The sequence below is a fragment of the Variovorax sp. LjRoot84 genome (assembly GCF_964254305.1).
Lineage (GTDB): Bacteria > Pseudomonadota > Gammaproteobacteria > Burkholderiales > Burkholderiaceae_C > Variovorax.
In genome coordinates this window covers 463,543-488,333 of record NZ_CAXUTE020000002.1, presented here as the reverse complement: position 1 = coordinate 488,333, position 24,791 = coordinate 463,543, and the positions used below count along the sequence as shown (strand labels likewise).

Genomic DNA, 24,791 nt, shown 5'->3' with positions numbered 1-24,791 from the left:
AACGTCAGGTGTGCACTGTCAGAACAGGCGCCTGCACCAGGCCGAAACTGCGCAAGGCCCCGAGCAGCTCGTGGTGACCGAAGGCCTGGCAGCCCGACGCGAAGCCCACGCGCTTCGGCACTTGCTGCAGCAGCGAGGCCGCCGCGAAGGCCTGCAGCATGCCGGTCTGCTTGTAGTTGCAGTTGCCGAAGATGACACAGTGCGCGCGCGCCAGCGGGCCCGAGGCATGCACCGAGTCGACGGACTTGTTGATGCGCGGGTTCTCGCGCGGCGGCATCGTGTTCATCACACCGGCGGCCGTCTTCGCCAACGCGGCGTAGCGATCGTCGGCGTTCATGTCTTCGGTGGCCTTCAACGCGGCGGCCACGATCTGCGGCACGCCCAGCATCAGCGGCTTGTTGAACACGCCGCCCAGCACCTTGACGTTGGACACGCGCGGGTCTTTCTTGAACCACACCGGGTGCGAGGTCCCGCCCCAGGGCAGCGCGAGTGCGGCCTCGTGCTGGCCCGGGATCGTCAGGCTGTACAAGCCTGCATCGGCTTGATGCTCGACGAACTGGTTCTGCTCGAGGTAGTAGGCCTTGGCCATCGCCGCATTGACAAGGATCGTCTGCGTCGACGCGATCGTCGGGCTGCCGCCCCAGAAAACCGCGATGTCCAGCGTGTCCAGGCCCGGCGTCTCGAGACACAGCTGCGCGGCGATCTCGCCGGTGGTGTACATCTGCGCCAGGCCCGGCGACAGCAGCAGGCCGGCGGCGGCAAACCTCGCGCCGTACTCCTGGTCCAGCGTGATCAGCCAGTCCTGCTCGCCGGTCGTGTCGGTGTAGTGGCACTTGGCGGCCAGACAGGCCTCGACGACCTCGGGGCCGAACTTGGCGAACGGGCCCACGGTGTTCAGCACGACCGAGGCCCCCTTGAACAGCTGGGTCAGCGCCTCGACGGTGTGGATCACCTCGACCACTTCGTAGCTCGCGGTCTCGATGCCGGCGACGTTGGACTTCATCGCGGCCTGGATCTTGTCGGCACTGCGACCGGCGGCGATGAACGGAATGCCGTACTCGCGCAGGTACTCGCACACAAGCCGTCCGGTGTAGCCGGAGGCGCCGTAGACCACGACGGGTTTCTTGGGCTTGCTCATGATTGTCTCGCTCCTGGTTGGTTGGTCTTACATGCCCATGCCGCCGTCGACCGGCAGGCCCGCGCCGGTGATGAAGCGCGACGCGTCGGAGCACAGGAACACCACCGCATCGGCCATGTCGGCGACCTCGCCGAGGCGGCCTGCCGGCGTCTGCTCGATGATCGAGCCCACCGCCGCTTCGGGGGATGCGAACAGGCCCGCGGCGACCACGTCGGCGGCCAGCTTCATGCCCATCTCGGTTGGCACCAGGCCCGGATAGATGCAGTTCACGCGCACGCCGTAGCCAAGCTTGCCGGACTCCATCTCGGCCACGCGCGTGAGCCGGTCCACGGCCGCCTTGGTGGCCGAGTAGCCGGCGATCGCCGGGAACGCGATCGTCGCCGCGACCGACGAGATGTTGACGACCGCACCGCCTTGGCCCGCCGTGCCGCCAGGCCGCATTGCGCGGAACGCATGCTTCAGGCCGAGGGCGGTGCCGACGATGTTCACGTCGAGCATGCGGCGCAGGTCGGCGGGGTCTATTTCGGTCACCAGCGCAGTGACCTCGATGCCGGCGTTGTTGATCAGGATGTCGAAGCCGCCGAGCGTGTCGACGGTGGCCTTCACCGCGGCGAGCCAATCGTCTTCCTTCGTCACGTCGAGCTGCACGAAGCCGGCTTTTGCGCCGCTGGCTGACAGCTTGCCCGCCGCATCTCGGCCGAGCGACGCGAGCACGTCGCCGATCATCACCGACGCGCCTGCGGCTGCGAGCGCCTGCGCCATGCCTTCGCCGAGGCCGCGCGCGCCACCGGTGACCAGGGCCTTTCGGCCGCTCAGGTCGAACTTGTTCATGGATGTCTCCTGTTTGATTTGGACAGTCGTCAAGAAAATGGAAACTGATCCTAGGAGTCGTCTTGACAACTGTCAAGCTGGTTTTGGACAAGTGTCAAGACGCGCGGATTGCGACACTGGTGCGACGCGCGAAGTGCTCCTTACAATCGCCGCATGGCCACCGTTCCCCAGCCCCGCGACCACAAGTTCGCCGAGCGCCGCGCCGAGCTCGGCGAAGCCGCGCTGCAGACGCTCGCCGAACTCGGCTATGCCCGTACCAGCCTGCGCGAGATCGCGCAGAACTCCGAGTTCTCGCACGGCGTGCTGCACTACTACTTCACAGACAAGCTCGACCTGATCCTGTGCAGCGTGCGCCAGTACAAGGCGCGCTGCGTGAAGCGCTATGACGAGGTCACGGCCACGGCGACGACCTACGACGAACTGCTCGACGGCTTCGTCGCTGCGCTGGGTGACACGCTGCGCAAGGAAGCGCCGATGCACCGCCTCTGGTACGACCTGCGCGCGCAGTCGCTGTTCGAGGAAGCGTTCCGCGCCGACGTGGCCGAGATCGACAAGAGCCTGGAGAAGATGATCTGGCGCGTGATGTCACGCTTTGCCGAGATCACCGGCGAACCGGTGCGGGTGCCGAGCAGCGTGGCCTATGCGTCGTTCGACGGGTTGTTCCAGCAGAGCCTGTTGAAATACCTGTCGGGGGACAAGAAGGCGGTGGCGGCGATGCAGGCGAACGTTCGGCTGGTCGTGTCTCGGCTTGTCGGCGTCGAGCTTCCGGTCAAGCCGCGCCGGAGTGCACTGGCGCGTAACCGCCTGAACACAGCGTGAAGCACGAAGTCATCTCGCATGCCCCCCGCTCGAAGCTGTTGGTATTCGCGGCAGCTGCCGCGTCGGGATGTCAGCGCTGGGCAAAGCAGCTCAAGATCACGTACCCGAAGAAAAACCACGTCAACAAGCAGTCGGACTTCGAGGACTTGAAAGAAGGTCAGGTTGTTGAGGTTGCAAAGAGCGCTCAGATCTTTAGTGTCCGCCGCCAAGACATTGATCGAGAAGATCGATAAGCGGAACACCGCCGCGCATCCGTCTTCGACAATCGTCATGCCTGTGACGGCAGACGAGGTCATTGCTGGCCTCGTACAAAACATCATTCTTAAGCCTACGCTTTAGCCTTGGCTCTGGACTTGCACGGGTAGATGATCGTCAATGACCGCTGCCAGTCTGAAGACAGCTATGCAGCGGAAGCGGACTGTCTGCCTGGAGCGTTCAAGGCCTTGGCGGCTGATAGTCGGGCCCAACCAGATTCTCGCGTGACCGGGCGCATGCGCTACCTCTATCATCACAATTGTCGATTGCCGAGCTCTCAAAACTGCCCAATACTTGATCAATCCGATTAAGGATGGCCATCTTGCACGACCTTCGCTCTTTGCACCGCTCGTGGCGGCCAGCAACGCTATGAATACGCCCACCGCGGCGAGCCGGCTGCGCCAGTTCGACGACTTGCCCGGCCCACACGGTGTGCCGGTGTTCGGCAACCTGCTTCAGATCGACTCCACTCGGCTGCACCTGCAACTTGAGCAGTGGTGCGAGGAGCACGGGCCGATCTTCAAACTGCGCCTGGGCCCTCGCCGCGCGGTGGTGGTGGGAGACCATGAACTGATCGCCACAGCCCTGCGTGACCGCCCCGACGGCTTTCGCCGTACCACCAAGCTCGAACAGGTTTGGACGGAACTCGGTCTTATGGGTGGTGTGTTTGGTGCCAACGGCGACACTTGGCGGCGCCAGCGACGCATGGTGATGGCCGCCTTCGATCCCGGTCACGTGAAGCGCTATCACCCCGCACTGCAGCGCGTTGGACTGCGCCTGGCCCAACGCTGGCAGCAGGCCGCGCGTCATGGCACCACCATTGATCTGCAGGCCGATCTGATGCGCTTCACAGTGGACGCGATTGCCGGTTTGGCGTTCGGCGCCGAGGTCAACACGCTGCAAAGCGACGAAGATGTGATTCAGAAACACCTGAACCGCATCTTTCCGGCCGTGTTCAAGCGCATCTTCGCGCCACTTCCGCTGTGGCGCTGGTTCCCGTCGGTCGAAGATCGCGCTCTGGTGCGCAGCGTGGCCGAGGTGAATGCGGCGGTCGACGGCTTCATTGCGCAAGGGCGCAGGCGACTACAGGCGAACCCGGCCCTGCGCGAGCACCCATCCAACCTGCTGGAGGCCATGCTGGTTGCCGCTGACGAACCCGACAGTGGGATGGACGACAAGCAAGTGGCAGGCAACGTGCTCACCATGCTACTGGCCGGAGAAGACACCACCGCAAACACGCTGGCTTGGATGATCCACTTGCTATGGCAAAACCCGCAGGCTCTGGCCGAGGCCACCGCGGAGGTGCGCCGCGTGTGCGCCGATGGCGAGCCGCCCACCGTCGACCAGATTGGTCAACTGGACTATGTGGAAGCCTGCGCCCACGAAACCATGCGCCTGAAGCCCGTGGCTCCGCAGAACGCCATGCAAGCCCTGCGCGACACCACGCTGGGTGACGTGCACATCCCGGCCGGCATGGTGGTGATCGCGGTCATGCGGCGCGACGCGGTGAGTGAATCCCACATTCGCGATGCCGGCCGCTTCAACCCCGAACGCTGGTTGGCCGACGGCCACCCCGGGCAGAACGCCAGCGCCGCCAAGCGTATCTCCATGCCCTTCGGTGCTGGCCCGCGCATCTGCCCCGGGCGCTACCTGGCCTTGGTTGAAATGAAGATGGCGATGGCGGTTCTGTTGAGTCGCTTCGACATCCAAAACGTGAGCACGGCCGACGGCAAGGAGCCGCGCGAACTGCTGCAACTGGCCATGGCGCCGGTGGGATTGAAGATGAATGTGCGCGAGCACGGCATTAACGCTGAGGCCTGAAAAATCGCGCTCGCCTCCTCGTCAGGGCGTTGGCCAGTCGGCAGCGCGGCGTTACCTTGGCGATGCGTAGGCATCGTGTGCGTCGGCCCCGCGCAGTCTCGGCGGTGGTCGCTGCAAGTCTGATGTGCAAGCGGAAGATGCTATGTGGGACTCCCCGAGGTAGACCCGTTGAGCTAGAACGGAACTTCCCAACCTCTTTGTGCGAAGGAGATGGAAATGTCGACAACCCAGACAGTCCCACAAGGCAAGGATACGGCGATCGCGGGCGATCTGTACATGAGCTTCGAGCTCGGCGACAAGAAGTGGAAGTTGACGGCAAGCGATGGCGGCCGGGGCCCGAGCCGGTACAACGTGGACGCCGGCGACACGGCCGCAGTTGCGGACTGCATCCGCAAGGCCCGGGAGCGCTGCAAGCTCGAGCCGCAGGCCCGGGTGCACTCGTGCTACGAAGCCGGCCGCGACGGCTGGTGGCTGCACCGCTGGCTGATCGAGCAGGGTGTCGACAACATCGTGGTCGACTCCTCCAGCATCGAGGTGAACCGGCACGCCAGGCGGGCCAAGACCGACCGGATCGATGGCGACAAGCTGCTGGCGATGCTGCTGCGCCATCATCGCGGCGAGCGGGTGTGGTCGGTGGTGCATGAGCCCACGCCCGAGGACGAAGACGCGCGCCGCACGCACCGCGAGCTCGCCCGACTGACGCAGGAGCGCACCTCACACATGAACCGCATCGGCTCGCTGCTGGTGCTGCACAACCTGCGCCCGCACGTCATCATCGGCGGACGCGACTGGGCGCGCTGGTGGGAACGCCATGGCGAGCAGGTGCCGCCTGTCTTGCGCGCCGAGATCGAGCGGGAGAGCGCGCGGCTGACTCTGGTCAAGCAGCAAGTGAAGGCGCTGGAGGCTGCGCGGCGCTTGGAACTGGCCGACGGCAAGCAACCGCTGGTGGCGCAACTGGCGCAGCTGCGCGCCATCGGACCCAAGGGCGCCTGGGTGTTGGTCAAGGAGTTGTTCGGCTGGCGGCGCTTCGCCAACCGGCGCGAGCTGGCCGGCTGCCTGGGGCTGACTCCCACGCCCTACGCCAGCGGCGACAGCCAGATCGAGCAAGGCATCAGCAAGGCAGGCAACAAGCGAGCGCGCACGATGCTGATCGAACTCGCCTGGAGCTGGCTGCGCCTGCAGCCCGAAAGCGCATTGACCCAGTGGTTCAACCGGCGCTTCGCTGGCGCAGGCAAGCGCATGCGACGCGTTGGCATCGTGGCCATGGCCAGAAAACTGGTGATCGTCTTGTGGCGCTATCTGCAGAACGGCGAGATTCCGGCCGGGGCGACGCTCAAGCCAGCCACCGCTTGAGGCCCTGCCAGCCCTCACACTGAAGCACGGCTTGCCAAGGAACGCATCATCATGATCAAAGGTCGACGCGCCCGCAAGGTCAGCGGGTCACTGCACAGAAGTGACCGATGCGAAAGAAGGGGCGCGTCGGTAACCGGGGTTTGCCAGTGCGCTTCGCGCGCATGCAGCATGAGGTGCAGGGCTTGCACGCCCTGCACGGATAGAAGTTCGTCCGGGCACTGGCTCGAACGCTCGCCATACCCCGACCTCGGATCAGGTGGACGCATCACCCATGCCACGCCACTGTCTCATCCGCTCAGCAACACCCGGGGCCGCCATGAAATAACGCTTCCTATCGATGCGATGCTAAAAAAGACTTGACTAAAGAGTCCCCATAGAAGCTGACCTTCGAGCCTGGACCGCGAACTGGAACGTCGGCCCACTTGCGGACCTTCATCCCGCTGACTCGAATGTCCCCTTGCGATGCAGGCGGTCATTCGATAGTTCCAGCTTCAGTTCAGACTCCGGCCTACAGGCCGACCGTCATCCGCGCAAACGCATCGAATCCGAAAACCTGTCCGTCGGATGCGCAGGAAACCATCCAAGGTGCGGGCGTGTGAGCGCCCTCGCCTCCAATGCTCCGGGTTCGACCGCAAGAGCACGGCACGAGAGGGTGCTTCCGAGCTTTATGCGGCCCTTTGTCGGCCGCCCCATGGAGACGCAAGTCGGTGTCGTCGATGCGCGGGACCAACGGGCCGCGGCCCGCTCGGACCTCCCGGGGCGGCGTTCGCACGTTGCACAAACCAACGTGGCGCGCCGCACGTATTTTGAACCGCGACTGTTCAGCGCAGCGTGGCCTCGCCGCGCGTGGCACACGGCTTGCATGCCGCTCCCTCGGATAACATTCACGCTAACAGGCCGCCGCCTCCATGGGCTTCCATCTTGGACGGCTTCCCTGAACAAGGTCTTTGGATTTGGGCACCGAGAACGCTTTCGCCGAACTGGGATTGGCACCTGACGCGACCGAGCGCGAGGTGAAGGCGGCATGGCGCCGGCTCGCCTCGCAATGGCATCCGGACCGCAATGACAGCGCCGGTGCTGTTGCCAAGATGCAGCGCATCAACCAGGCATTCGAAGAGATCCGCCGCGCCGGATTCGGTGCCCGGGCGAACGCCGACGTCGACACGCCCGACGCGCCGGACAACAACACCCCCGGCGGATTCGACGCCGACCAAGCTACGACGGCATCCCGCGCGGCCGGCACGGAACGGCAGCGCCGGCCCCTGCACCGCAAGGTCAGGATGACTCTGGAGGAAGCGGCCGTCGGTTGCATCAAGGTGCTGCGGGGCAAGGTCACCGACATCTGCGCCACCTGCGCGGGCGCCGGGCACCAGGTGATGGGCGGGAATTGCGCTCGGTGCGGGGGGTCGGGCGCGATCCCGAAGCGCTCATTTTTCGGTTGGCCCGCCGGTGTGACCGAGTGCGAGGCTTGCTTGGGCGGCGGCATCGCGAGGCAGCCGTGCGCGGCGTGCGGCGGGGTCGGCAAGAAGGAGCCGCGCGGCTACAAGATGAACGTGCGCATTCCGCACGGCGTGCGCGATGGCGATCTGCTCCATGTCGACGGACGGCGCGTGCGAGCCGAAGGCCCTCCCACCGACGTCGAGATTCGCGTCGAGGTGTCGGAGCACGCGTTCTTCAAGCTCGACGACGACGGCACCATTCGATGCGAGATGCCGGTCGATGGATTCGCGTGGATCGCCAATCGGCAGGTCAAGGTGCCGACCGTCACCGGCTTCCAAGCGCTGCAGCTGAGCCGCGACCGGCTGTCTTACCGCTTGAAGGGCCAGGGCTTCCCGGTGCAGTGCCGCGGCACGCGTGGCGACCATCTGGTCACGCTGGCGCCGATATTTCCGCAACAGCTCAGCACCGATCAGCAGATCCTGCTCGACCAGCTCTCGGCCACCAGCTCGGGCGCTGGCGGAGAAGCATTGGACGACCGCCTTCGCGCATGGAATCGGGGGCTACGCGCCTGGGAACGAGGCCTGTAGACGGCGGTAGCTGAGCCGGCAATGGACCGCGGACCGTGCCCCCGGGCGCGCGGGCTAGTGAGGGAACGAAATGACATTGCACCGTTTTCTCAAGACACTCGCAATAACCCAGGCGCCTCATCGTCCATTGAAGATCTTGAACCGCAGACCTCTCTCGTCGACATTGCGGACCTTCAGACTGACAGCTCGAAAGGCGGCAACGGGTCTGGTGCCGCGGCACAGTCTTCCCCACCGGTAGGGCCGGACTCGCAGCCAGAAGCGGACGCCGCCGCCACCTGAATCCGCGTCGCCGCGCGCAACAATGAGTGTAGAAATGGATTTGACGCAGGTCTCCTTCACCGGCCCCAACCTTGATACTCAGTCGCCGGTGCTCGAGCGCCTACCGACGGAGCTTGCCGAATATGGCGGACTGCACGTGCGAGGCATCTGCTCAATATGGGCTTCGCACCTGCTGTCCTTCAAGAACTTGGGCATATCATCGAAGTCAGAAACAGATCCCCCATGGCGCAGCCGACCAACAACCAGAGCATCACCCCGGAGGTACGACCGGTCACCGAAGAACTGGACCGCTTCGCGAGCCGTCCCGACGTGTTGTGCGTCCTGCGGCAGGCGGCCGCCGATGCCCGCGAGAAATTGCGGCAGAACCCGAACATTGCCGAAGCCTTTGCAGCATTGGATCTCTCGTGTCTTGGGTGCCCAGTGCCCGCGGCGATTGGTAGCGTCAGAGTCGTGGTGAATCGCGGCGCCGGCGGCGCAAGCATCGAGCGGCATGTGAATAGCACGCAGTATCTGTTTGCCCTGGATGGCGCCATGGAAACGCACGTCCAGACAACGGACGGCTGGCGCGTGGATCGTTATGGGCAAGGCAACCCAGCCGTACTGGAAAATCGATGGCACGTCGTTCCGCCCGGGGTTTGGCACAAATCCACCGCCCCCGGAGCGCGGAACTGGGGTGTCGTGGCTTTCCATTCCGCACGCAACGTGAGCGACGAGTATCAGTGAAGGCTCAGCCTTGCCCCGCCCTCCCAAGCAACTCGCGCGCCTCGATCAAGTCAGCCGCATCGAAGCCTTCGGTAAACCATTCATACACGGAGGCAAGTTCGAGCAAGGCCTGCGCGTGCCCGCCATGGAGACGCGCCAACCGGACCATGCTGACGCATGTGCGCAATTCAAGAGACTTGGCGCCTTGCTTCCTGGCGATGGAAAGAGCGCGCTCGAAGCAGGTCTGCGCCTCGGCGGCATTTTCCGTGGAGAGGGCAAGAAGCAATTCTCCCCTGACGCGAAAGAGCTCAGCCTCCCACCAATACGTACCCATCTCGCTGGCGAGGCCCAGCGCCTTGGTGACCGATTCCAGTCCCTCGGCGATTTGTCCGGCACGCGAGAGCGCCTGAACCTGCAACAGCAGGAATAGCGGCTGCCAGACCTTGGCACCGGTAGCCTTGTACGCTAACAGCGCCTGCTCGATGTGGGTGAATCCGCTTTCGGTATTGCCTAGCTCGGCCTCGGCCCATCCTTGGACGATCAGGCCGTGGACGAGCCAGCTCGGGAAACCCTGCTCGGTGGCGAAATCGGTCGTCGCTTCGGCCGCTTGCAGAGCCAGCGACGCTTCGCCGCGGAATTGATGGACCCATGCCAATGAAGCCATCGCGTACGCGAGGCTGAACGGGTGCCGAGGCGTTGCCGCATGCGCCGCCCGCTGCGCTTGCGCAACGCCCGCAACCGCCTGATCCGGGTATCCCAACAGCCACAGCGCCAGCGCCCCGAAGGCAAGACAGGAGATCCTCGGATCCCGGCCCAGGCTGTCGCGCAGTGCGCGATCGCGCACGTCCTCGTAGCGCTGAACCGCCAGCTCCATATGCGACCTGCAATCGATCAGGTCGCCGACCCGAAGCAACGTGAGTCCGAGCAATTCGTGGCCGCCCACAAACAGCTCGGTTTCCAGCCTGCGCTCGGCCAAGCCCAGAAGTTGCTCGCCGATATCGCGCGCCAACCGCAGTTCACCCCGATTGATGTACAGCAACCCCAATCCTGAAAGCACCCGAACGAGGTCGGCGCTATCGGTGGTGTCCTGGCATAGTTCGCGGGCCCGCTCGTAGGCTTGGGCGACCTCCGGCACCGCGAAGCCGCGCGTCGCCATCCATGCGGACCCGAGCATCGATTGAATCTGCAACTCGCGCGAGCCGCGCCCCGCCGGATCGGCAAGTCCCGGCAGCATGGTCAGCGACGAACTGAGATGATCGATTGCCGTGGCGTAGGCGGAGCGTTGCATCGCTTGCGATCCGGCGCGCATCAGGAAATCGACCGCCTTCGGCACGTTGTCGCTGCAAGCATAGTGATGGGCAAGCTCGCTGCAGTGATCGTCCAGGTGATCGCTGAAATGCGCTTCCATCGCTTGCGCCACACGCGAATGCAAGATGCGCCTGGTGTCAGCCAGCAGCTCGCCGTAGGCCGCCTCCCGGGTGAGTGCGTGCTTGAACACGTATTCCACATCGGGGAACACCGTTCGCTCGAAGATGAATTCGGCACTCTGCAGGCGGTCGAGCATCTCCTGGAGCTGCGTTTCGGAACTCTGCGCCACACGCTCGATGAGACGCAGCGGGGACGCATTGCCGAGCACCGCAAGCATCTGTAGAAACGCCTTGTGCTCGGGCTCCAAGCGGTCGATGCGGGCCGCCAACACGCCCTGCACCGTTGCGGGCATCTCGATCGTCGCCAATGCGCGGGTGAGCACGATCTCTTCACCGCGTCGCATCAGAACACCATGATCGAACAGGGTCTGAACGTACTCCTCCATGAAGAATGGATTTCCCTGCGTCTTCTCTACAATGAGCGATTTCAGCTCGGCGAGCGCGGGAGCTATTCCGAGCAAGGCGATCAGCAACGCTTCGGCATCCTCACGGCCGAACGCTTTCAAGCGCAATTGGCTGTGCGACGTGGCAGCGTCCCAGCTGGGTTGGTACTCGGGACGATAGTTGACGAGCAGCAGGATGCGCGCACCTTCCACGGCGCGGCCGAACATCGTCAGGAAGCTCTGACTCTCGGCGTCCAGCCAGTGCAAGTCCTCCATCACCATCAAGACCGGCTGGTTGACGGCTTCGCGCAGCACCAGTCGCTGAATTGCGTCGAACGTTCGGCGGCGCCGAATCTGCGGATCCATCTTGTCGATCGGCGCGGCAGGATCCCTGACGCCCAACAGGGTCAACAGGAAGGGGATCGTGTCATCGAGGCTGCGATCGAGCCCCAGCACGCGGCCGGTCACCTTCTCCAGCTTACGGCGGTCGTCGTCGCCCGGCGCAATCTGCAGATAGCTCTTCAGCATGTCGATCAACGGCAGGTAGGGAAACGCCTTGCCGTAGGAGTCCGAACTGCATTCCAAGATCAGGCAGCCCTCTTTCGCCAGCAGCTTGAACTCGTGACACAGGCGCGACTTGCCCACGCCCGCCTCGCCGATGACCGCGATGATTTGTCCTTCGCCCGCCTTGGCCAACCGCAGCATCGCCTGCATCCGTTCGAGCTCGTGCTGGCGACCGACGAACCGTGCCAAACCGTGGCTGGCGGACACTTCGAGGCGGGTATGCAATGGGCCGACGCCGGTGACTTCGAAGAGGTTGACGTTCGCACTGACGCCTTTCAAAGGGACGCTGCCCAGCCTGCGAAACTCGAAGTAGCCCTCCGTCAGGCGATGGGTGGATTCGCTGACGACCACTGAGCCGGGTGCCGCGACGTGCTCAATGCGAGCTGCCAATCCCGTCGAGTGCCCGATCGGCACATAGTCCGCACGCTGGTCGTCGGTCGGGATCGAACGCACGACCACTTCACCGGTATGGATCCCCACCCTGATCTGCATGGCGGGCAGCCCGTATTCCCGCAGCAGCCGGGCGCCGTACCCTTTCATCTGCTCCTGCATGCTGAGCGCCGCATAGAGAGCCCGGCGGGCGTGATCCTCGCGCGCGATCGGAGCGCCGAAGAAGGCGAAGATGCCGTCACCCAGCGCCTGGGCAACATAGCCTTCGTAGCGGTACACGGCACTCATCATCAGGCGCAGTGCCGGATCGATCACCTGCTGCGCGACTTCCGGGTCCATGCCGTCGAGCAGCGCCATCGAGCCCTTGATGTCCGCGAACAGCGCGGTGATGATCTTGCGCTCGCCGGCGTGCTTCGTGAGGTGTGCCGCATGGCCAAGCCGGAATCGCTCAGCCAGATGCGCCGGAACGTACGGATCCGCCGTGGCAGCCTCGGCCGACACGCCGGTACGCGCAGCCTGCGAAGATTCAATGGTCGCTGCGGCAACGACCGCCGGCTTCGGAGTCAGCGGCGTTCCGCACTTTCGACAAAACCTGCTGGCTGCCGCATTCGCGGCATGGCATCCGCTGCAAATCAACTCGAGCTTGGCACCGCAATCCTGGCAAAAGCTGGCATCGGCCAGATTCTCACATTGGCAGAGGGGACACTGCATCCGCGGCTCCCAGTGATCTGGTGGCGCAAAAAGCTGAGAAACGACAATGCAGCACCGTCACACAGGACGATCGTAAGCGGGCAGGCCAAAACACTCTTGCAAGACGGTTTCCGTGGAGCGCAATGCACCGTCAACCCAAGCTTGCTCGTCCGAATACGCTTCACCGCAAATGTAGACCTTGCCCTTGATCGGGTTCTGCAGCCGCGCTGCGATGGCCTTGTCGTCCGCGCCGATCACCCAGGAGTGATCGCCGTCCCCGAACTCCGGCGAGCCCCAACGCACATAGGTCGCCAACACTGGATCCGGCAAGGCGTTGTCCCCGAAGAACTCGGCAAGCTGCCGCATCGCCTGCTCGACCACGAACGTGCCGGCCGGTGTCGTGTGCTTGGGTTGCGTCAATCCATCGGTAGGCGCGAAGGGCTTGCCCATCTTCTGCAACTCCTCCCAATATGTGGTGCGATCGAAATCGCAGTAGATCGTCATCGACGCCGGCCCTTTGTCGTCATTGGCCGCAATGGGCCAATAGCAGTAGAACTGGGCCATCGGCAGGTCGGTGAAAGAACCGCCTGCGGCAATCTTGTAGCGGTCGAACCACCACCGCTCCTTGAAGTACAGGTTGATCTTCGTGAGCGGCATGGTGGTGACGCTGCGGATGTCAGCCATGAGCTGACCGTTGTCGCGCAGCGCCGGACATTGCGAGCAAAGGAGCTCGAGCGGACGACTGGGCAGCCCGAGGACGAGTTGCGGACAAAGAAAGTGCGTCGTCCAGCCGTTGTCAGTATGGGCTCTCACGTTGAGCAGGTTCTTGTCAGTGACGTCGAAGTCGAAGGCATCGACGTGATGTCCCAGGAGAATCCTTCCTCCCATTTCCTTGATCTGCTGCGCAAGCGTGTCCGACAGCGTTTCGTAGCCGGGCCGTAGCGTTAGATAGTTGGGCAACTTGTCGAAGTCACCCATGGTCTGGAAGCCGACGCCGGCGTTGACCTTTTGGTCATAGAACGCGAGGAACCCCATCGAGTCCTCGATCATCTGCAGGCATTCCTGAGAAAGACCGAAGTCGACGAGCAATGCCCAAAAGCCCCATTCATACAAGGGCACGCCGCGATAGCGGAATTCGAGGCGAATCTTCTGCCAGTCCTCGGGAGTTTGCGGATACCACTGCTTCGGATCGACACCATTCTGTGTCAGCACCGTGTCGAAAACCTCTTGAAGAATCTTGTTCGGCTGGCGCTGTTTCTCCTGGTCACGCAGGAAGTAGCGGCTGCTCCAGAGGTCGGGATTGCCCGCCATGTCGCCAAAGGTGAAGCGGCGGCCACGCAGGTAGTAGATGTTGTTGTCGTCCCCCATGTTGAACGGCATGATGTCCTTGTCGAGCGACAGCGCCTTGAGCAGCCACATCAAGTTCTTCATGCTATCGACAAAGCGCATGCCGCCTTCTTCGTTCTTGACCAAGGTGCCGTCGATGACGACGAGATCGGTATCCAACCGTCCGCCGGGGCGATCGAGCATTTCCAGGATGACGATCTTCGTCGTAGGCTTGTGCCTGAGCATCCGCCAAGCGAAGTACAGACCGGCCATGCCGGCGCCAACGACGACGATGTCTGGCTGAATTGCCTCTGCCGTATTCGATTCCGTCATCTGTGCCTCCCGGACCGGTTTGCCGTAGTGAGGTATGCGTGACGCAGATCGTACGGCCAGGGCGACTAAAACGCGGACTTTCGCACTCTTGCGGACCAGATGTTACGAAATCGTACTTACATTCGGCCGCTACGCGATTGTTCAGCGATGGCAATGGCTCCGGCAGCAAGTACCGTCAGCGACGCCGGCCGCAGGAGCTAGGTTTCGATGAGCGCTCGATCAGCGCCGCGCCCCGCAGGATGAAGCCGGTGCGCGCCACCAGCGCGAACACGATGCCGATCAGCAGCGCCTTCTGTTGCGCCTCGCGCGGTACCTTGAAGCTGGACATGATCACCAGGAAGACGAACACGTTGTCGACCGACAGCGCCTTCTCCGTCAGTAGCCGGCGAAATACTGGGTGCCGGGCTCGGTGCCGCCGAGCACCCACACCATGACACCGAACAGGACGGCCACGCCGATGTAGGCGGCCGACCGGCGGGCGGCTTCGGCGAGCATGGGCACGTGCGCCGTGCGGATGTGGAAGAAGTAGTCGAACAGCAGCAGGGCGACGATCAGGGCGATCGTCACTTCCCAGACCAGCGGGCCGTGAGTCATGTCGCACTCCTCGAGGAGCCTGAATCCGATGAAAGACACCGCGGGCTGACCATGCCCGCGGCCCGGCCGGGCCGCTACCGCTCGGCGCCGCCCGGCGCTAGTATTGCCGCATGCAACGCTTGCTCATTGCGCTGGGCGTGCTCCTCGTCGTCGCGGGCCTTGCCTGGCCCTGGCTGTCGCGGCTGCCGTGGGGGCGCCTGCCGGGGGATTTCTCGATCGAGCGTGAAAGCTTCAGCTTCCATTTTCCGCTGATGACCTCGCTGATCGTGTCGATCGTCCTGAGCCTCGTCCTCTGGTGGTGGTGGCGCAAGTAGGCTTCGATCCCTCAAGGCGGTTCTCCCTGAAGAGGCGCGCATCTCCTCTCCATTGGGGATGACCTCTGCCAACCCATGGCTCCAAATTGCCTGATCCTGGTGCGCGTCATCAGCGCGCGAGTTGGGCCAAGAACGAGCGAGGTGAGAGTGGATGCAAGCGAGGTTGCCAAGCACTGGGAAGCGAACGCAGAAGCTTGGACGCGTCAGGTACGCCGCGGTCGTGACGTGTTTTGCGATGCGCTGAACAGCCCGGCATTCTTCGCAATGCTGCCATCAGTGCGCGGGCTCCACGGATTGGACGTGGGATGCGGTGAGGGCGCCAACACCCGCCAGCTCGCGCGGCTGGGCGCCAGGATGGTCGCGATTGACGTTGCACCCACGTTCATCCGGCATGCCGCGGAGCTCGAGAAGACGGAGCCACTCGGCGTCGACTACCGGCTCGCCGATGCGATGGCGCTCCCCTTCGAGCCGAGCTCGTTCGACTTTGCATCGGCCTTTATGTCCCTGATGGACATGCCAGACCCGGGCCGCGCCCTGCGCGAAGTCAGTCGAGTCCTTCGCCCCGGTGGCTTCCTGCAGTTTTCCATCCTCCGTCCGTGCTTTGCACCACCCCATCGACGGGTCCTTCGAAGCAGAAACGGCGAGCCGCGAGCCATTGAACTAAGCGGGTACTTCGAATCGACCGACGGGCGGGTCGACAGGTGGTGGTTCTCAGTACTGAAGGGAAAAGAACGCAAGAGCGTCGAGCCATTCTCGTGAATGGATACTCGATATACCGATAGGTGCTGGGTTTCTGCTCAATGTCGCCACGACTATCACTCCTGGATCCCCTGCCCTAAAAAGTAGCAGGGTAGAGCTTGTACGCGGGTCAGTTTTCGGTGGCAATCAACAGTAGATGCTATGTGGGACTACCTGAGCGAGGCCCGTTTAGCTAAAACGGGATTTCCTTAACTTCTTGGCAAAGGAGATGGAAATGTCGACAACCCAAGCAGTCCCACAACGTGAGGATACGGCGATCTCGGGCGAGCTGTACATGAGCTTCGAGCTCGGCGACAAGTCCTGGAAGGTGACAGCGAGCGATGGCCACCGCGGCCCGAGCCGGTACAACGTGGACGCTGGCGACACAGCCGCCGTCGCGCACTGCATCGATAAGGCCCGGGAGCGCTGCAAGCTCGAGGCGCAGGCCCGGGTGCACTCCTGCTACGAAGCCGGGCGCGACGGCTGGTGGCTGCATCGCTGGCTGATCGAGCAGGGTGTCGACAACATCGTAGTCGACTCCTCCAGCATCGAGGTGAACCGGCACGCCCGGCGGGCCAAGAGCGACCGGATCGATGGCGACAAGCTGTTGGCGATGCTGCTGCGCCATCATCACGGCGAGCGTGTGTGGTCGGTGGTGCACGAGCCCACGCCCGAGGACGAAGACGCGCGCCGCACGCACCGCGAGCTTGCCCGGCTGACGCAGGAGAGGACCTCACACACGAATCGCATCGGCTCGCTGCTGGTGCTGCACAACCTGCGCCCGCACGTCATCATCGGCGGGCGCGACTGGGCGCGCTGGTGGGAACGCCATGGCGAGCAGGTGCCACCTGTGTTGCGCTCCGAGATCGAGCGCGAGAGCGCGCGGCTGGCGTTGGTCAAGCAGCAGGTGAAGGCGATGGAGGCCGAGCGGCGCCAGGAGCTGGCCGATGGCAAGCAGCCAATGGTGGCGCACCTGGCGCAGCTGCGCGCCATCGGGCCCAAGGGCGCCTGGGTGCTGGTCAAGGAGTTGTTCGGCTGGCGGCGCTTCGCCAACCGACGCGAACTGGCCGGCTGCCTGGGGTTGGCGCCCACGCCCTATGCCAGCGGCGACAGCCAGATCGAGCAAGGCATCAGCAAGGCGGGCAACAAGCGAGCGCGCGTGTTGCTGGTCGAACTCGCCTGGAGCTGGCTGCGCCTGCAGCCCGACAGCGCGTTGACCCAGTGGTTCAACCGGCGCTTCGCAGGCGGGGGCAAGCGCATGCGCAGAGTGGGCATCGTCGCCTTGGCGAGAAAACTGGCGATCGCGCTGTGGCGCTATCTGCAGGACGGCGAGATCCCGGCTGGGGCCACGCTCAAGCCGACCCCCGCTTGAAGTCCGGAGCAACCCCGCTCTAACGCACGGGTGGCCAAGGAACGCATCATCATGATCAAAGGTCGACGCGCCCGCAGTGTCCGCGGGTCACTGCTCAGTGACCGTCCAAATAGATGGGGCGCGTCGGTAACCGGGGTTTGCCAGTGCGCTTCGCGCGCATGCAGCATGAGGTGCAGGGCATTCACGTCTTGCACGGATAGAAGTTCGCCTGAGCACTGGCTCGAGCGCTCGCCATACCCCGACCTCGGATCAGGGTGCATCACCCACGCCACGCCATCTGTCTCACCCGTTCAGCAACACACAGGTGCCGCCATGAACTACCGCTCATTGATACGTTGATCAAAAAAGTCTTGACAAAGGAGTCCCCATAGAAGCGGTCACTCTTCGAAATCAGCCGACCTCGCTCGTCGTGGAGATGAGACAGCCCTCGTCCATGCCTAACCTCCCAACCCACGGAGTCGCCCCATGAGAAAGCTCATCGCATCTACCTTCGTCTCGCTCGACGGCGTCATGCAGGCGCCGGGCGGCCCCGAAGAAGATCCTACCGGCGGTTTCGCCTTCGGCGGCTGGACGTTCAACTACTGGGACGAGGTCATGGGCCGCTCCATGAACGGCTTCGACGGCAAGGACCGCGAGCTCGTGCTCGGCCGCAGGACCTATGAGATCTTCGAGGCGCACTGGCCGTACCAGCCGGCCGACAAGCCGATTGCGCAGACGCTCAATGCGGCCAAGAAGCACGTGGCCTCGCGCACGCTGAAGAAGCTGCTTTGGAACAACTCGACGCTCCTGCGCGGCGACGTCATCGCGGCGGTCGCGGCGCTCAAGTCAGAGGCGGGACACGACCTGCAGATCATCGGCAGCGGCAACCTGATCCAGACGCTGCAGGCCGCGTCGCTGATCGACGAGTACAACGTGTGGACCTTCCCCGTCGTGCTCGGGCGCGGCAAGCGGCTGCTCGAAGCCGGCGCGAAGCCCGGCGCGCTGCGGCTCGTCGCTTCGCAAGCCTCGACCACCGGCGTCGTGATGAGCACCTACGTGCCGGCCGGCGACGTCCCGCTCGGATCGTTTGCGCAGGCCGAGCCGAGCGCGAAGGAAGTCGAAAGGCGCGCGAAGCTGGCGCGCGAGGCGCGCTGACGCTTCTTCGCGACAATGCCTCTCGAAGCTTCTCTTTGATTCGCGCTGAGAGGCGACGCGCCTATGATGCCATTCCCGAGGCAAGGGAATGGGTCCTGCGCCTTCAAGCAATCAGGAGAGAGACATGGCCAAGAAGAAGTCTGAGTCCGGCGTTTACCGCGTCACGGAGATTATCGGGACAAGTCCGGATTCCTGGGAGGCCGCCGCGAAGAGCGCGGTGGAGACCGCAGCTAGATCGCTGCGCGATCTGCGTGTCGCCGAAGTCTGCAAGCTAGACATGAAGATCGAAGAGGGCAAAGTCGTCGCCTTTCGCGCGCGGGTTTCGCTGTCATTCAAATACGAAGAGTGATCGCTGCCGCCGCCGCGCGGCGAGCAGACGTTGATACGCAGCCTGCTCGCAAACTCTTCCGACTGGCAGTCGAAGCCGAAAGATCTCGCACCGGCCGCTTTCACGCACCAGTCGAATGCAGTGCTGATCGCAACTGCATGCGCGCGAGCGCCCGGGGCAACCGGCGCTAGGCGTCGCGGGTCAGACCTCGCCTCTGAAGATCGCTTCCAGGTCCACCTCCTCGGTCGCATGCTCCAGCTTCATGCTGCTCTCGATATGGTCGAGGTGCTCGCGCATCAGCCGCTCGGCGCGCGCCGGATCGCGCTTGGCGATGGCCTCGATGATCTGCGAGTGCTCGTCGGCGCGGCAGCTCGAGCTGGTCGGTGCGTCGTATAGAAAGATCATCAGGCAGGTCAATATCGACAGCTCGCGCATGCTGCGCGCCAGCGCCGTGTTGCCCGCCAGGTCGGCCGCCAGCGAATGGAATTCACCGGACAGCCGGATCACAGCGCGCTTGTCATCGCGTCGGCGGGCATCGAGCTCGAGTTCCTGGTGCTGGCGCAGGCGCGCCAGCTTCTCGGGCGTGAGTGTCTCGATCAGCCGGCGCAGCACGGCCGGCTCGATGAGCCGGCGGGCTTCGAACACATCGAGCGCTTGCTCGATCGAGGGCTTGGCAACGTAGGCGCCGCGCTGCGGATAGAGCTCGACGATCTGCTCGTGCGCGAGCCGCGCCAGCACTTCGCGAATGCGCGCCCGACTGGCGCCGAAGATCTCGGCCAAGCGCTCCTCGCCGAGCTTGGTGCCGGGATGCAGGCGGTGCTCGAGAATGGCGACATAGATCTTTTCGTAGATTTCGTCCTGCGTGTTCTCGCGTTCGAGTCGGGCTTGCGAGGCAGGCTTGCGCGCGCTTTTGGTTGGCATGTCTGGGTTGAGCTTGGCGAGCGGATCGGACGCCAGCAGCACGCGTGCATGGCGGCAGGCGGCGGGATGGCGGTCCATTATCGCCAGCCGAACATGCGGCCCCAGCCGCTCACCTGCGCCGGATCGGCGCCGGCGGCGCGCAGTTGCCCCCATACCGTGGTGCTGACGGTGTCGAGCAACGGAATGTCGAGTTCGGCCTCCACCGCCTCGGCCAGCGGTGCCGCCCGCAGGTTGGTGCAGAAGGTGGTGATGGCCTCCGGCCGTGCCGGCGCCACCTCGCGCATCAAGGCCATCAGCCGTTGCGGCGCGACCGATGCGAAGTCGTGGTTGACGCTGATGCCGAGGTGACGCTCGGCCACCACTTCGATGCCGATGCTGCGGTAGTTGTCGACAATTTTCTGCTGGACATCTGCGGTGTACGGCGTCACCAGCGCGAGCCGCTTCACGCCTCGCAACGCGAGCAGTTCATTCAGCGCCAGCACCGCGGTGGTGGCGACGATGCCGGTGCGCTCGCGGATGCGTTCGACCAAGCGCCGGTCGGCGTCGAAGCCCAGCCAGCCCGAGGAGGTGCCGCTCCAGCCGATCACGTCCACTTTGGCGTCGGCCAGCAGCTCGGCGGCCGCGAGGATCTTGCTGTCGTCGAACTGGCCGAGCGCCTGCGCCGACAGCGAGATCTCGGTTACCTTGAAGCGTGAGAAGTGGGCGCTGCAGCCGGGCACGGCCGCCGCCAGCGCACTGGTCAGCGGCTCCAGCGCGGTGTTGGATGAGGGCGTGAGCACGCCGAGACGAAGGGTCTGGGGCATGGGAATCCTTTCGGGTGAGCTTCGTCGCGAACCATATTGTCGACATTAGTGTAATCACCGAGATCGACAAACAGATTGTCGACGATGATGTCGACAAAATGAACACCCCCCACCCCTTCGACTTCGTGCTGCGCAACGCCCGCGTGGCAACCGCCAGCGACACCTTCGACGCAGACATCGCCGTTGTTGGCGGGCGCATCGTCCAACTCGGCACCGGGCTGGCCGGCGGTGCGCGCGAGATCGACGCAGCCGGCCGCGTCGTGACGCCCGGCGGTGTGGACGCGCACTGCCACCTCGACCAGCCGATGGCGTCGCCGCTGCGCATGGCCGACGACTTCGAAAGCGGCACCCGAAGCGCGGCTTGCGGCGGCACGACCACCGTGATCCCTTTCGCCGCACAGGAAAAGGGCCAGTCGCTGCGCGCCGCCGTCGCCGACTACCACCAGCGTGCCGAGGGCCGCGCCCACGTGGACTACGCCTTTCACCTGATCGTCAGCGACCCCACGCCCAAGGTGCTGAACGAGGAACTGCCGGCGTTGATCCGAGAGGGCTACACCTCGTTCAAGATCTACATGACCTATGACGACCTGAAGCTCGACGACGGCCAGATCCTCGACGTGTTGTCGGTCGCGCGCGATCACGGCGCGATGGCGATGATCCACGCCGAGAACGCAGACTGCATCGAATGGCTGACCAGGAAGCTCGAGGCCGCCGGCCGCACCGCACCACGCTTCCATGCCCATTCGCGGCCGATGCTGGTCGAGCGTGAGGCGACGCATCGCGCGATCGCGCTGTCGCAGCTGGTCGACGTGCCGATCCTGATCGTGCACGTCTCGGGTCGCGAAGCGGTGGAGCAGATCCGCTGGGCGCGCGCCCACGGCCTGTCGGTGTTCGCCGAGACCTGCCCGCAGTACCTGTTCCTGACTGCGGCCGACCTCGGGCTGGACGACAGCTACCAGGGCGCTCGCTGCGTCTGCAGCCCGCCACCGCGCGACAAGGCGAACCAGGAGGTGATCTGGAACGGCCTGAACGACGGCCTGTTCACCGTGTTCTCTTCCGACCACGCGCCCTTTCGCTACGACGCGCCGGAAGGCAAGAAGCCGGGCGGCGAGGAAGTCGCGTTCCGCCACATCCCGAACGGCATCCCCGGCCTCGAGACGCGCCTGCCGCTGCTGTACTCCGAAGGCGTGCTGGGCGGCCGCATGACGCTGAACCGCTTCGTCGAGCTGACCTCGACCAACCCCGCTAAGGCCTATGGCCTGCATCCGCGCAAGGGCACGATCGCGGTCGGCAGCGACGCCGACCTGGTGGTCTGGGAGGAGCGCGAGTTCGTGCTGCGCAACACCGACCTGCACCACAACGTCGACTACACGCCCTACGAGGGCCAGCGGCTGCGCGCCTGGCCGGCACTGACGATCGCCGGCGGCGAGCTGCTGTGGGACGGCCAGTTCCACGGCCGCGCCGGACGCGGGCGCTTTCTGGCCTGCGACGCACCTTCGCTGCTGCCGCGGCGCGCCTGACCATGAAGCTGCTCCTGATCAACCCCAACATCTCCGACAGCGTCACGGCGCTGATCGACAGCGAGGCGCGCTGCGCGGCCTCGCCCGAAACGCGCATCACGACGCTGACCGCGCCCTTCGGCGTGGCCTACATCGAGACCCGCTTCGAGGCGCTGATCGGCGCCTATGCCGCGGCGACGCTGGCGGCCGAGCACGGCGCGCTGCACGACGCCGTGGTGGTCGCCGCCTTCGGCGATCCCGGCCTGGCGGGCCTGCGCGAGGCGCTCGACATCCCGGTGCTCGGCCTCACCGAAAGCGCGCTGATGAGCGCCTGCATGCTCGGCCAGCGCTTCTCGATCATCGCGATTTCGCGCCGCATCACCGCCTGGTACCGCGAATGCGTGGCGGCGAACGGGCTGGCCGATCGGCTCGCCAGCATCCACCACCTCGACCAGCCGCTCGCGGACATCGGCCGCGTGCAGGACGACCACGCCGCGCATCTGGCAGCGCTGTGCGAGCGAGCCGTCGACGAAGACGGCGCAGACGTCATCGTGCTGGCCGGCGCACCACTCGCGGGCCTGGCGCGCAGCCTCAAAAGCCGCCTGCCGGTGCCGGTGGTCGATGGCGTGTCGAGCGCGGTTCGCCACGCCGAGACGCTGGTGGCGCTGCAGTCCGGCACGGCCCGCCGCGGCAGCTTCGCGCCGCCGCCCCAGAAGCCGAACCGCGGGCTGCCGCCCGCCATCGAGGCGCTGCTGCGCCGCCAGTGATCCGAACTCTTCACCCACCACCCGCGGAGACCCTGAACCATGCAAAGACGTCACATCCTCCAGGCCGCCGGCGCGGCCGCCGCATCACTGGCCGCGCCCTCCATGTTCGCTCAGGCCTTGCCGGCTACGCCGATCCGCCTGGTCGTCGGCTTTCCGCCCGGCGGTGGCGCCGATGCGCTGGCACGGGTGGTGGCGCAGAAGCTCGGCGGCCTGTGGAACCAGCAGGTCGTGGTCGAGAACAAGGCCGGTGCCTCGGGCACGCTCGCGGCCGACTACATGCTTCAGCAGCCGTCCGACGGCAGCGTGCTGCTCCTGTCCACCATCAACAGCCACGCGCTCGCGCCGGCCGTGCGCTCCAACCTGCGCTACAACGCCGAGCGCGACTTCGTGCCCGTGGTGCTGCTCGGCGTCACGCCCAACCTGCTGATCACGAGCGCGACGAACCCCGTGAAGTCGGTGAAGGAAGTCGTCGCGCAGTGCAAGGCGCAGCCCGGCAAGATCAGCTTCGGCTCCGCCGGGCCCGGCACCATCCAGCACTTCGCCATCGAGATGTTCAAGCTGCAGGCCGGCGTCGACGTGCTGCACGTGCCATACAAGGGCAGCGGGCCGTTGCTCACCGACCTGATTGGCGGCCAGATCCAGTACACCTTCGAGACCATGACGGCCGCCACGCCGCACGTGAAGAACGGCCGCGTCGTCGCGCTCGCGCAGACGCGCGCCAAGCGCTCGAAGGCCTACCCCGGAGTGCCCACCATGCAGGAACAGGGCTTCCCCCAGTTCGAGACCATGAACTGGTACGGCATCTCCGGCCCGGCCAAGCTGCCCGCGGCGCTGGCGCGCAAGATCAACCAGGACGTCAACGCCGTGCTCGCGATGGCCGACGTGCAGGAAAAGTTCGAAGGCTTCGGGGTCGAGGACGGCGGCGGCCCGGTCGACGCCTACAGCAGCTTCACGCACAGCGAGATCGCCAAGTGGGCCAAGGTGGCGAAGGACGCCAAGGTCTCCATCGACGGCTGAGGGGGCGCCGGCCACCACCCGATGGCGCGCAACTTGCAAGAGGCACGCCATGACAGCAAGCTCGCCCCGCCGCCCCTCCAAGACCGCCAAGATCACCCGCATCGACCGCGACAGCGACAGCACCGTGCAGTCGCTCACGCGGGCAATGCAGTTGCTGGAGCTGCTTGCCGACGATGACGAAGGCTACCGCCTCGTCGACATCGCCGCGCACAGCGGCCTCTCTTCCTCCACCGCGCACCGCCTGCTCACCACGCTGGAGCAGCGCCAGTTCGTCCAGTTCGACCGCGAGACCAACCTCTGGTATGTGGGCGTGCGCTGCTTCTCGGTCGGCGCCGCGTTCGCGCGGCGGCGCCGCATCGCGCCAGTCGCGCTGCCGGTGATGCGACGCCTGCGCGACAGCTCCGGCGAGAGCATCAACCTCGGCATCGCCGACCTGGGCGACATCGTGTTCGTGACCCAAGTCGAAAGCCGCGAGCAGATGCGCGCCATGGGCAAGCCGGGCTTTCGCGCGCCGCTGCACGGCACGGCGATGGGACAGGCGATCCTCGCCGCGATGGCGGAGGACGATGTGCTGCAGTACCTGCGCACCTACGGCCTGCCGAAGCTCACGGCCAACACCATCGCGCGCGCTTCGCGGCTGCACGAGACCCTCGGCGAGGTCCGCCGCGCCGGCTTCGCGATCGACGACGAACAGAACGCGGTCGGCCTGCGCTGCATCGCCGCCGCGATCCGCGACGAGCATGGCCAACCCTTCGGCGCGATCTCGCTCGTCGGGCCGACGCAGCGCATCAAGAGCGCCGACTTCGCGCAGCTCGGCGCGGCCGTGCGCGCCGCGGCCGACGACATCACCGCAGCCTACGGCGGGCGCATCAGGTAGCGCGCTTGTTCCACGGGCGCGCAGCGCCAAGTGCTTGATTCGAAAAGAGTTTTCCCGCCTCTCCCGCTCCGCGGAAAAGTCTGCAGGCG

The 24,791-nt window shown here is 65.0% G+C and carries 23 protein-coding genes; 15 read left to right on the top strand and 8 right to left on the bottom strand.

Going from position 1 to position 24,791, the window contains the following annotated elements; all coding sequences use genetic code 11:
- Window positions 1-4: 4 nt before the first annotated feature.
- Window positions 5-1,138, bottom strand: a complete 1,134-nt coding sequence (locus tag ACSQ9I_RS33005; RefSeq protein WP_436316234.1) for a DUF5938 domain-containing protein — start codon at window positions 1,136-1,138, stop codon at window positions 5-7.
- Window positions 1,139-1,165: 27 nt separating this feature from the next.
- Window positions 1,166-1,969 carry an SDR family NAD(P)-dependent oxidoreductase gene (locus tag ACSQ9I_RS33000; RefSeq protein WP_436316233.1) on the bottom strand — a complete coding sequence of 268 codons (804 nt, stop codon included), beginning with the start codon at window positions 1,967-1,969 and terminating at the stop codon, window positions 1,166-1,168.
- Between the two features lie 153 nt (window positions 1,970-2,122).
- Between ACSQ9I_RS33000 and ACSQ9I_RS32995 the strand changes: the two genes are divergently transcribed.
- From ACSQ9I_RS32995 to ACSQ9I_RS32970, 6 genes are all read left to right on the top strand, one after another.
- On the top strand, window positions 2,123-2,788 hold the full coding sequence (locus ACSQ9I_RS32995) for a TetR/AcrR family transcriptional regulator (protein ID WP_436316232.1): 666 nt from the start codon (window positions 2,123-2,125) through the stop codon (window positions 2,786-2,788).
- Window positions 2,785-3,021 carry a hypothetical protein gene (locus tag ACSQ9I_RS32990; protein ID WP_436316231.1) on the top strand — a complete coding sequence of 79 codons (237 nt, stop codon included), beginning with the start codon at window positions 2,785-2,787 and terminating at the stop codon, window positions 3,019-3,021. Before ACSQ9I_RS32995 ends, ACSQ9I_RS32990 begins: the two co-directional genes overlap by 4 nt.
- Before the next feature lie 391 nt (window positions 3,022-3,412).
- Complete coding sequence (locus tag ACSQ9I_RS32985; RefSeq protein WP_436316230.1) at window positions 3,413-4,864, top strand: cytochrome P450; 1,452 nt, start codon at window positions 3,413-3,415, stop codon at window positions 4,862-4,864.
- 216 nt (window positions 4,865-5,080) lie between these two features.
- Window positions 5,081-6,217 carry an IS110 family transposase gene (locus ACSQ9I_RS32980; RefSeq protein WP_436316228.1) on the top strand — a complete coding sequence of 379 codons (1,137 nt, stop codon included), beginning with the start codon at window positions 5,081-5,083 and terminating at the stop codon, window positions 6,215-6,217.
- Between the two features lie 953 nt (window positions 6,218-7,170).
- Complete coding sequence (locus ACSQ9I_RS32975; RefSeq protein ID WP_436316227.1) at window positions 7,171-8,244, top strand: DnaJ C-terminal domain-containing protein; 1,074 nt, start codon at window positions 7,171-7,173, stop codon at window positions 8,242-8,244.
- Window positions 8,245-8,745: 501 nt separating this feature from the next.
- Complete coding sequence (locus ACSQ9I_RS32970) at window positions 8,746-9,246, top strand: hypothetical protein (protein WP_436316225.1); 501 nt, start codon at window positions 8,746-8,748, stop codon at window positions 9,244-9,246.
- Between the two features lie 4 nt (window positions 9,247-9,250).
- Here ACSQ9I_RS32970 and ACSQ9I_RS32965 read toward each other — a convergent pair whose 3' ends face one another.
- The 4 genes from ACSQ9I_RS32965 to ACSQ9I_RS32950 form a co-directional block, all read right to left on the bottom strand.
- A complete protein-coding gene (locus ACSQ9I_RS32965; RefSeq protein WP_436316224.1) occupies window positions 9,251-12,700 on the bottom strand; it encodes an AAA family ATPase in 3,450 nt (1,149 codons plus the stop codon).
- A gap of 57 nt (window positions 12,701-12,757) precedes the next feature.
- Entirely contained in the window at window positions 12,758-14,338 is a 1,581-nt protein-coding gene (locus ACSQ9I_RS32960) for a flavin monoamine oxidase family protein (protein ID WP_436316223.1), read from the bottom strand.
- Between the two features lie 175 nt (window positions 14,339-14,513).
- A complete protein-coding gene (locus tag ACSQ9I_RS32955) occupies window positions 14,514-14,687 on the bottom strand; it encodes a TerC family protein (protein WP_436316222.1) in 174 nt (57 codons plus the stop codon).
- 26 nt (window positions 14,688-14,713) lie between these two features.
- Window positions 14,714-14,932, bottom strand: coding sequence for a hypothetical protein (locus tag ACSQ9I_RS32950; RefSeq protein ID WP_436316221.1), 219 nt, complete (start codon window positions 14,930-14,932; stop codon window positions 14,714-14,716).
- A gap of 110 nt (window positions 14,933-15,042) precedes the next feature.
- Here ACSQ9I_RS32950 and ACSQ9I_RS32945 point away from each other — a divergent pair, with 110 nt between their 5' ends.
- The 5 genes from ACSQ9I_RS32945 (at window position 15,043) to ACSQ9I_RS32925 (ending at window position 18,839) form a co-directional block, all read left to right on the top strand.
- The gene (locus ACSQ9I_RS32945) at window positions 15,043-15,246 is read left to right on the top strand and encodes a DUF2905 domain-containing protein (protein WP_214680953.1); all 204 of its coding nucleotides are present in this window, start codon (window positions 15,043-15,045) and stop codon (window positions 15,244-15,246) included.
- A 147-nt stretch (window positions 15,247-15,393) separates the two neighbouring features.
- On the top strand, window positions 15,394-16,005 hold the full coding sequence (locus ACSQ9I_RS32940; protein WP_436316220.1) for a class I SAM-dependent methyltransferase: 612 nt from the start codon (window positions 15,394-15,396) through the stop codon (window positions 16,003-16,005).
- Between the two features lie 214 nt (window positions 16,006-16,219).
- Window positions 16,220-17,356 carry an IS110 family transposase gene (locus ACSQ9I_RS32935; RefSeq protein WP_436296013.1) on the top strand — a complete coding sequence of 379 codons (1,137 nt, stop codon included), beginning with the start codon at window positions 16,220-16,222 and terminating at the stop codon, window positions 17,354-17,356.
- A gap of 465 nt (window positions 17,357-17,821) precedes the next feature.
- A complete protein-coding gene (locus tag ACSQ9I_RS32930; RefSeq protein WP_436316219.1) occupies window positions 17,822-18,490 on the top strand; it encodes a dihydrofolate reductase family protein in 669 nt (222 codons plus the stop codon).
- 124 nt (window positions 18,491-18,614) lie between these two features.
- Window positions 18,615-18,839 (top strand): dodecin family protein, encoded by a 225-nt coding sequence (locus ACSQ9I_RS32925; protein WP_436316218.1) that lies wholly within the window; start codon window positions 18,615-18,617, stop codon window positions 18,837-18,839.
- A gap of 180 nt (window positions 18,840-19,019) precedes the next feature.
- Here ACSQ9I_RS32925 and ACSQ9I_RS32920 read toward each other — a convergent pair whose 3' ends face one another.
- The gene (locus ACSQ9I_RS32920; RefSeq protein WP_436317095.1) at window positions 19,020-19,739 is read right to left on the bottom strand and encodes a GntR family transcriptional regulator; all 720 of its coding nucleotides are present in this window, start codon (window positions 19,737-19,739) and stop codon (window positions 19,020-19,022) included.
- 77 nt (window positions 19,740-19,816) lie between these two features.
- On the bottom strand, window positions 19,817-20,542 hold the full coding sequence (locus tag ACSQ9I_RS32915) for a maleate cis-trans isomerase family protein (protein ID WP_436316216.1): 726 nt from the start codon (window positions 20,540-20,542) through the stop codon (window positions 19,817-19,819).
- A gap of 98 nt (window positions 20,543-20,640) precedes the next feature.
- Here ACSQ9I_RS32915 and hydA point away from each other — a divergent pair, with 98 nt between their 5' ends.
- From hydA to ACSQ9I_RS32895, 4 genes are read left to right on the top strand one after another with little or no spacing between them, the layout of a single operon-like run.
- Window positions 20,641-22,062 (top strand): dihydropyrimidinase, encoded by a 1,422-nt coding sequence (gene hydA, locus ACSQ9I_RS32910; RefSeq protein ID WP_436316215.1) that lies wholly within the window; start codon window positions 20,641-20,643, stop codon window positions 22,060-22,062.
- Between the two features lie 2 nt (window positions 22,063-22,064).
- The gene (locus tag ACSQ9I_RS32905) at window positions 22,065-22,808 is read left to right on the top strand and encodes an aspartate/glutamate racemase family protein (RefSeq protein WP_436316214.1); all 744 of its coding nucleotides are present in this window, start codon (window positions 22,065-22,067) and stop codon (window positions 22,806-22,808) included.
- A gap of 39 nt (window positions 22,809-22,847) precedes the next feature.
- Window positions 22,848-23,825, top strand: a complete 978-nt coding sequence (locus ACSQ9I_RS32900; RefSeq protein ID WP_093111074.1) for a Bug family tripartite tricarboxylate transporter substrate binding protein — start codon at window positions 22,848-22,850, stop codon at window positions 23,823-23,825.
- Between the two features lie 49 nt (window positions 23,826-23,874).
- On the top strand, window positions 23,875-24,702 hold the full coding sequence (locus ACSQ9I_RS32895) for an IclR family transcriptional regulator (protein ID WP_093111072.1): 828 nt from the start codon (window positions 23,875-23,877) through the stop codon (window positions 24,700-24,702).
- Window positions 24,703-24,791 lie beyond the last annotated feature (89 nt).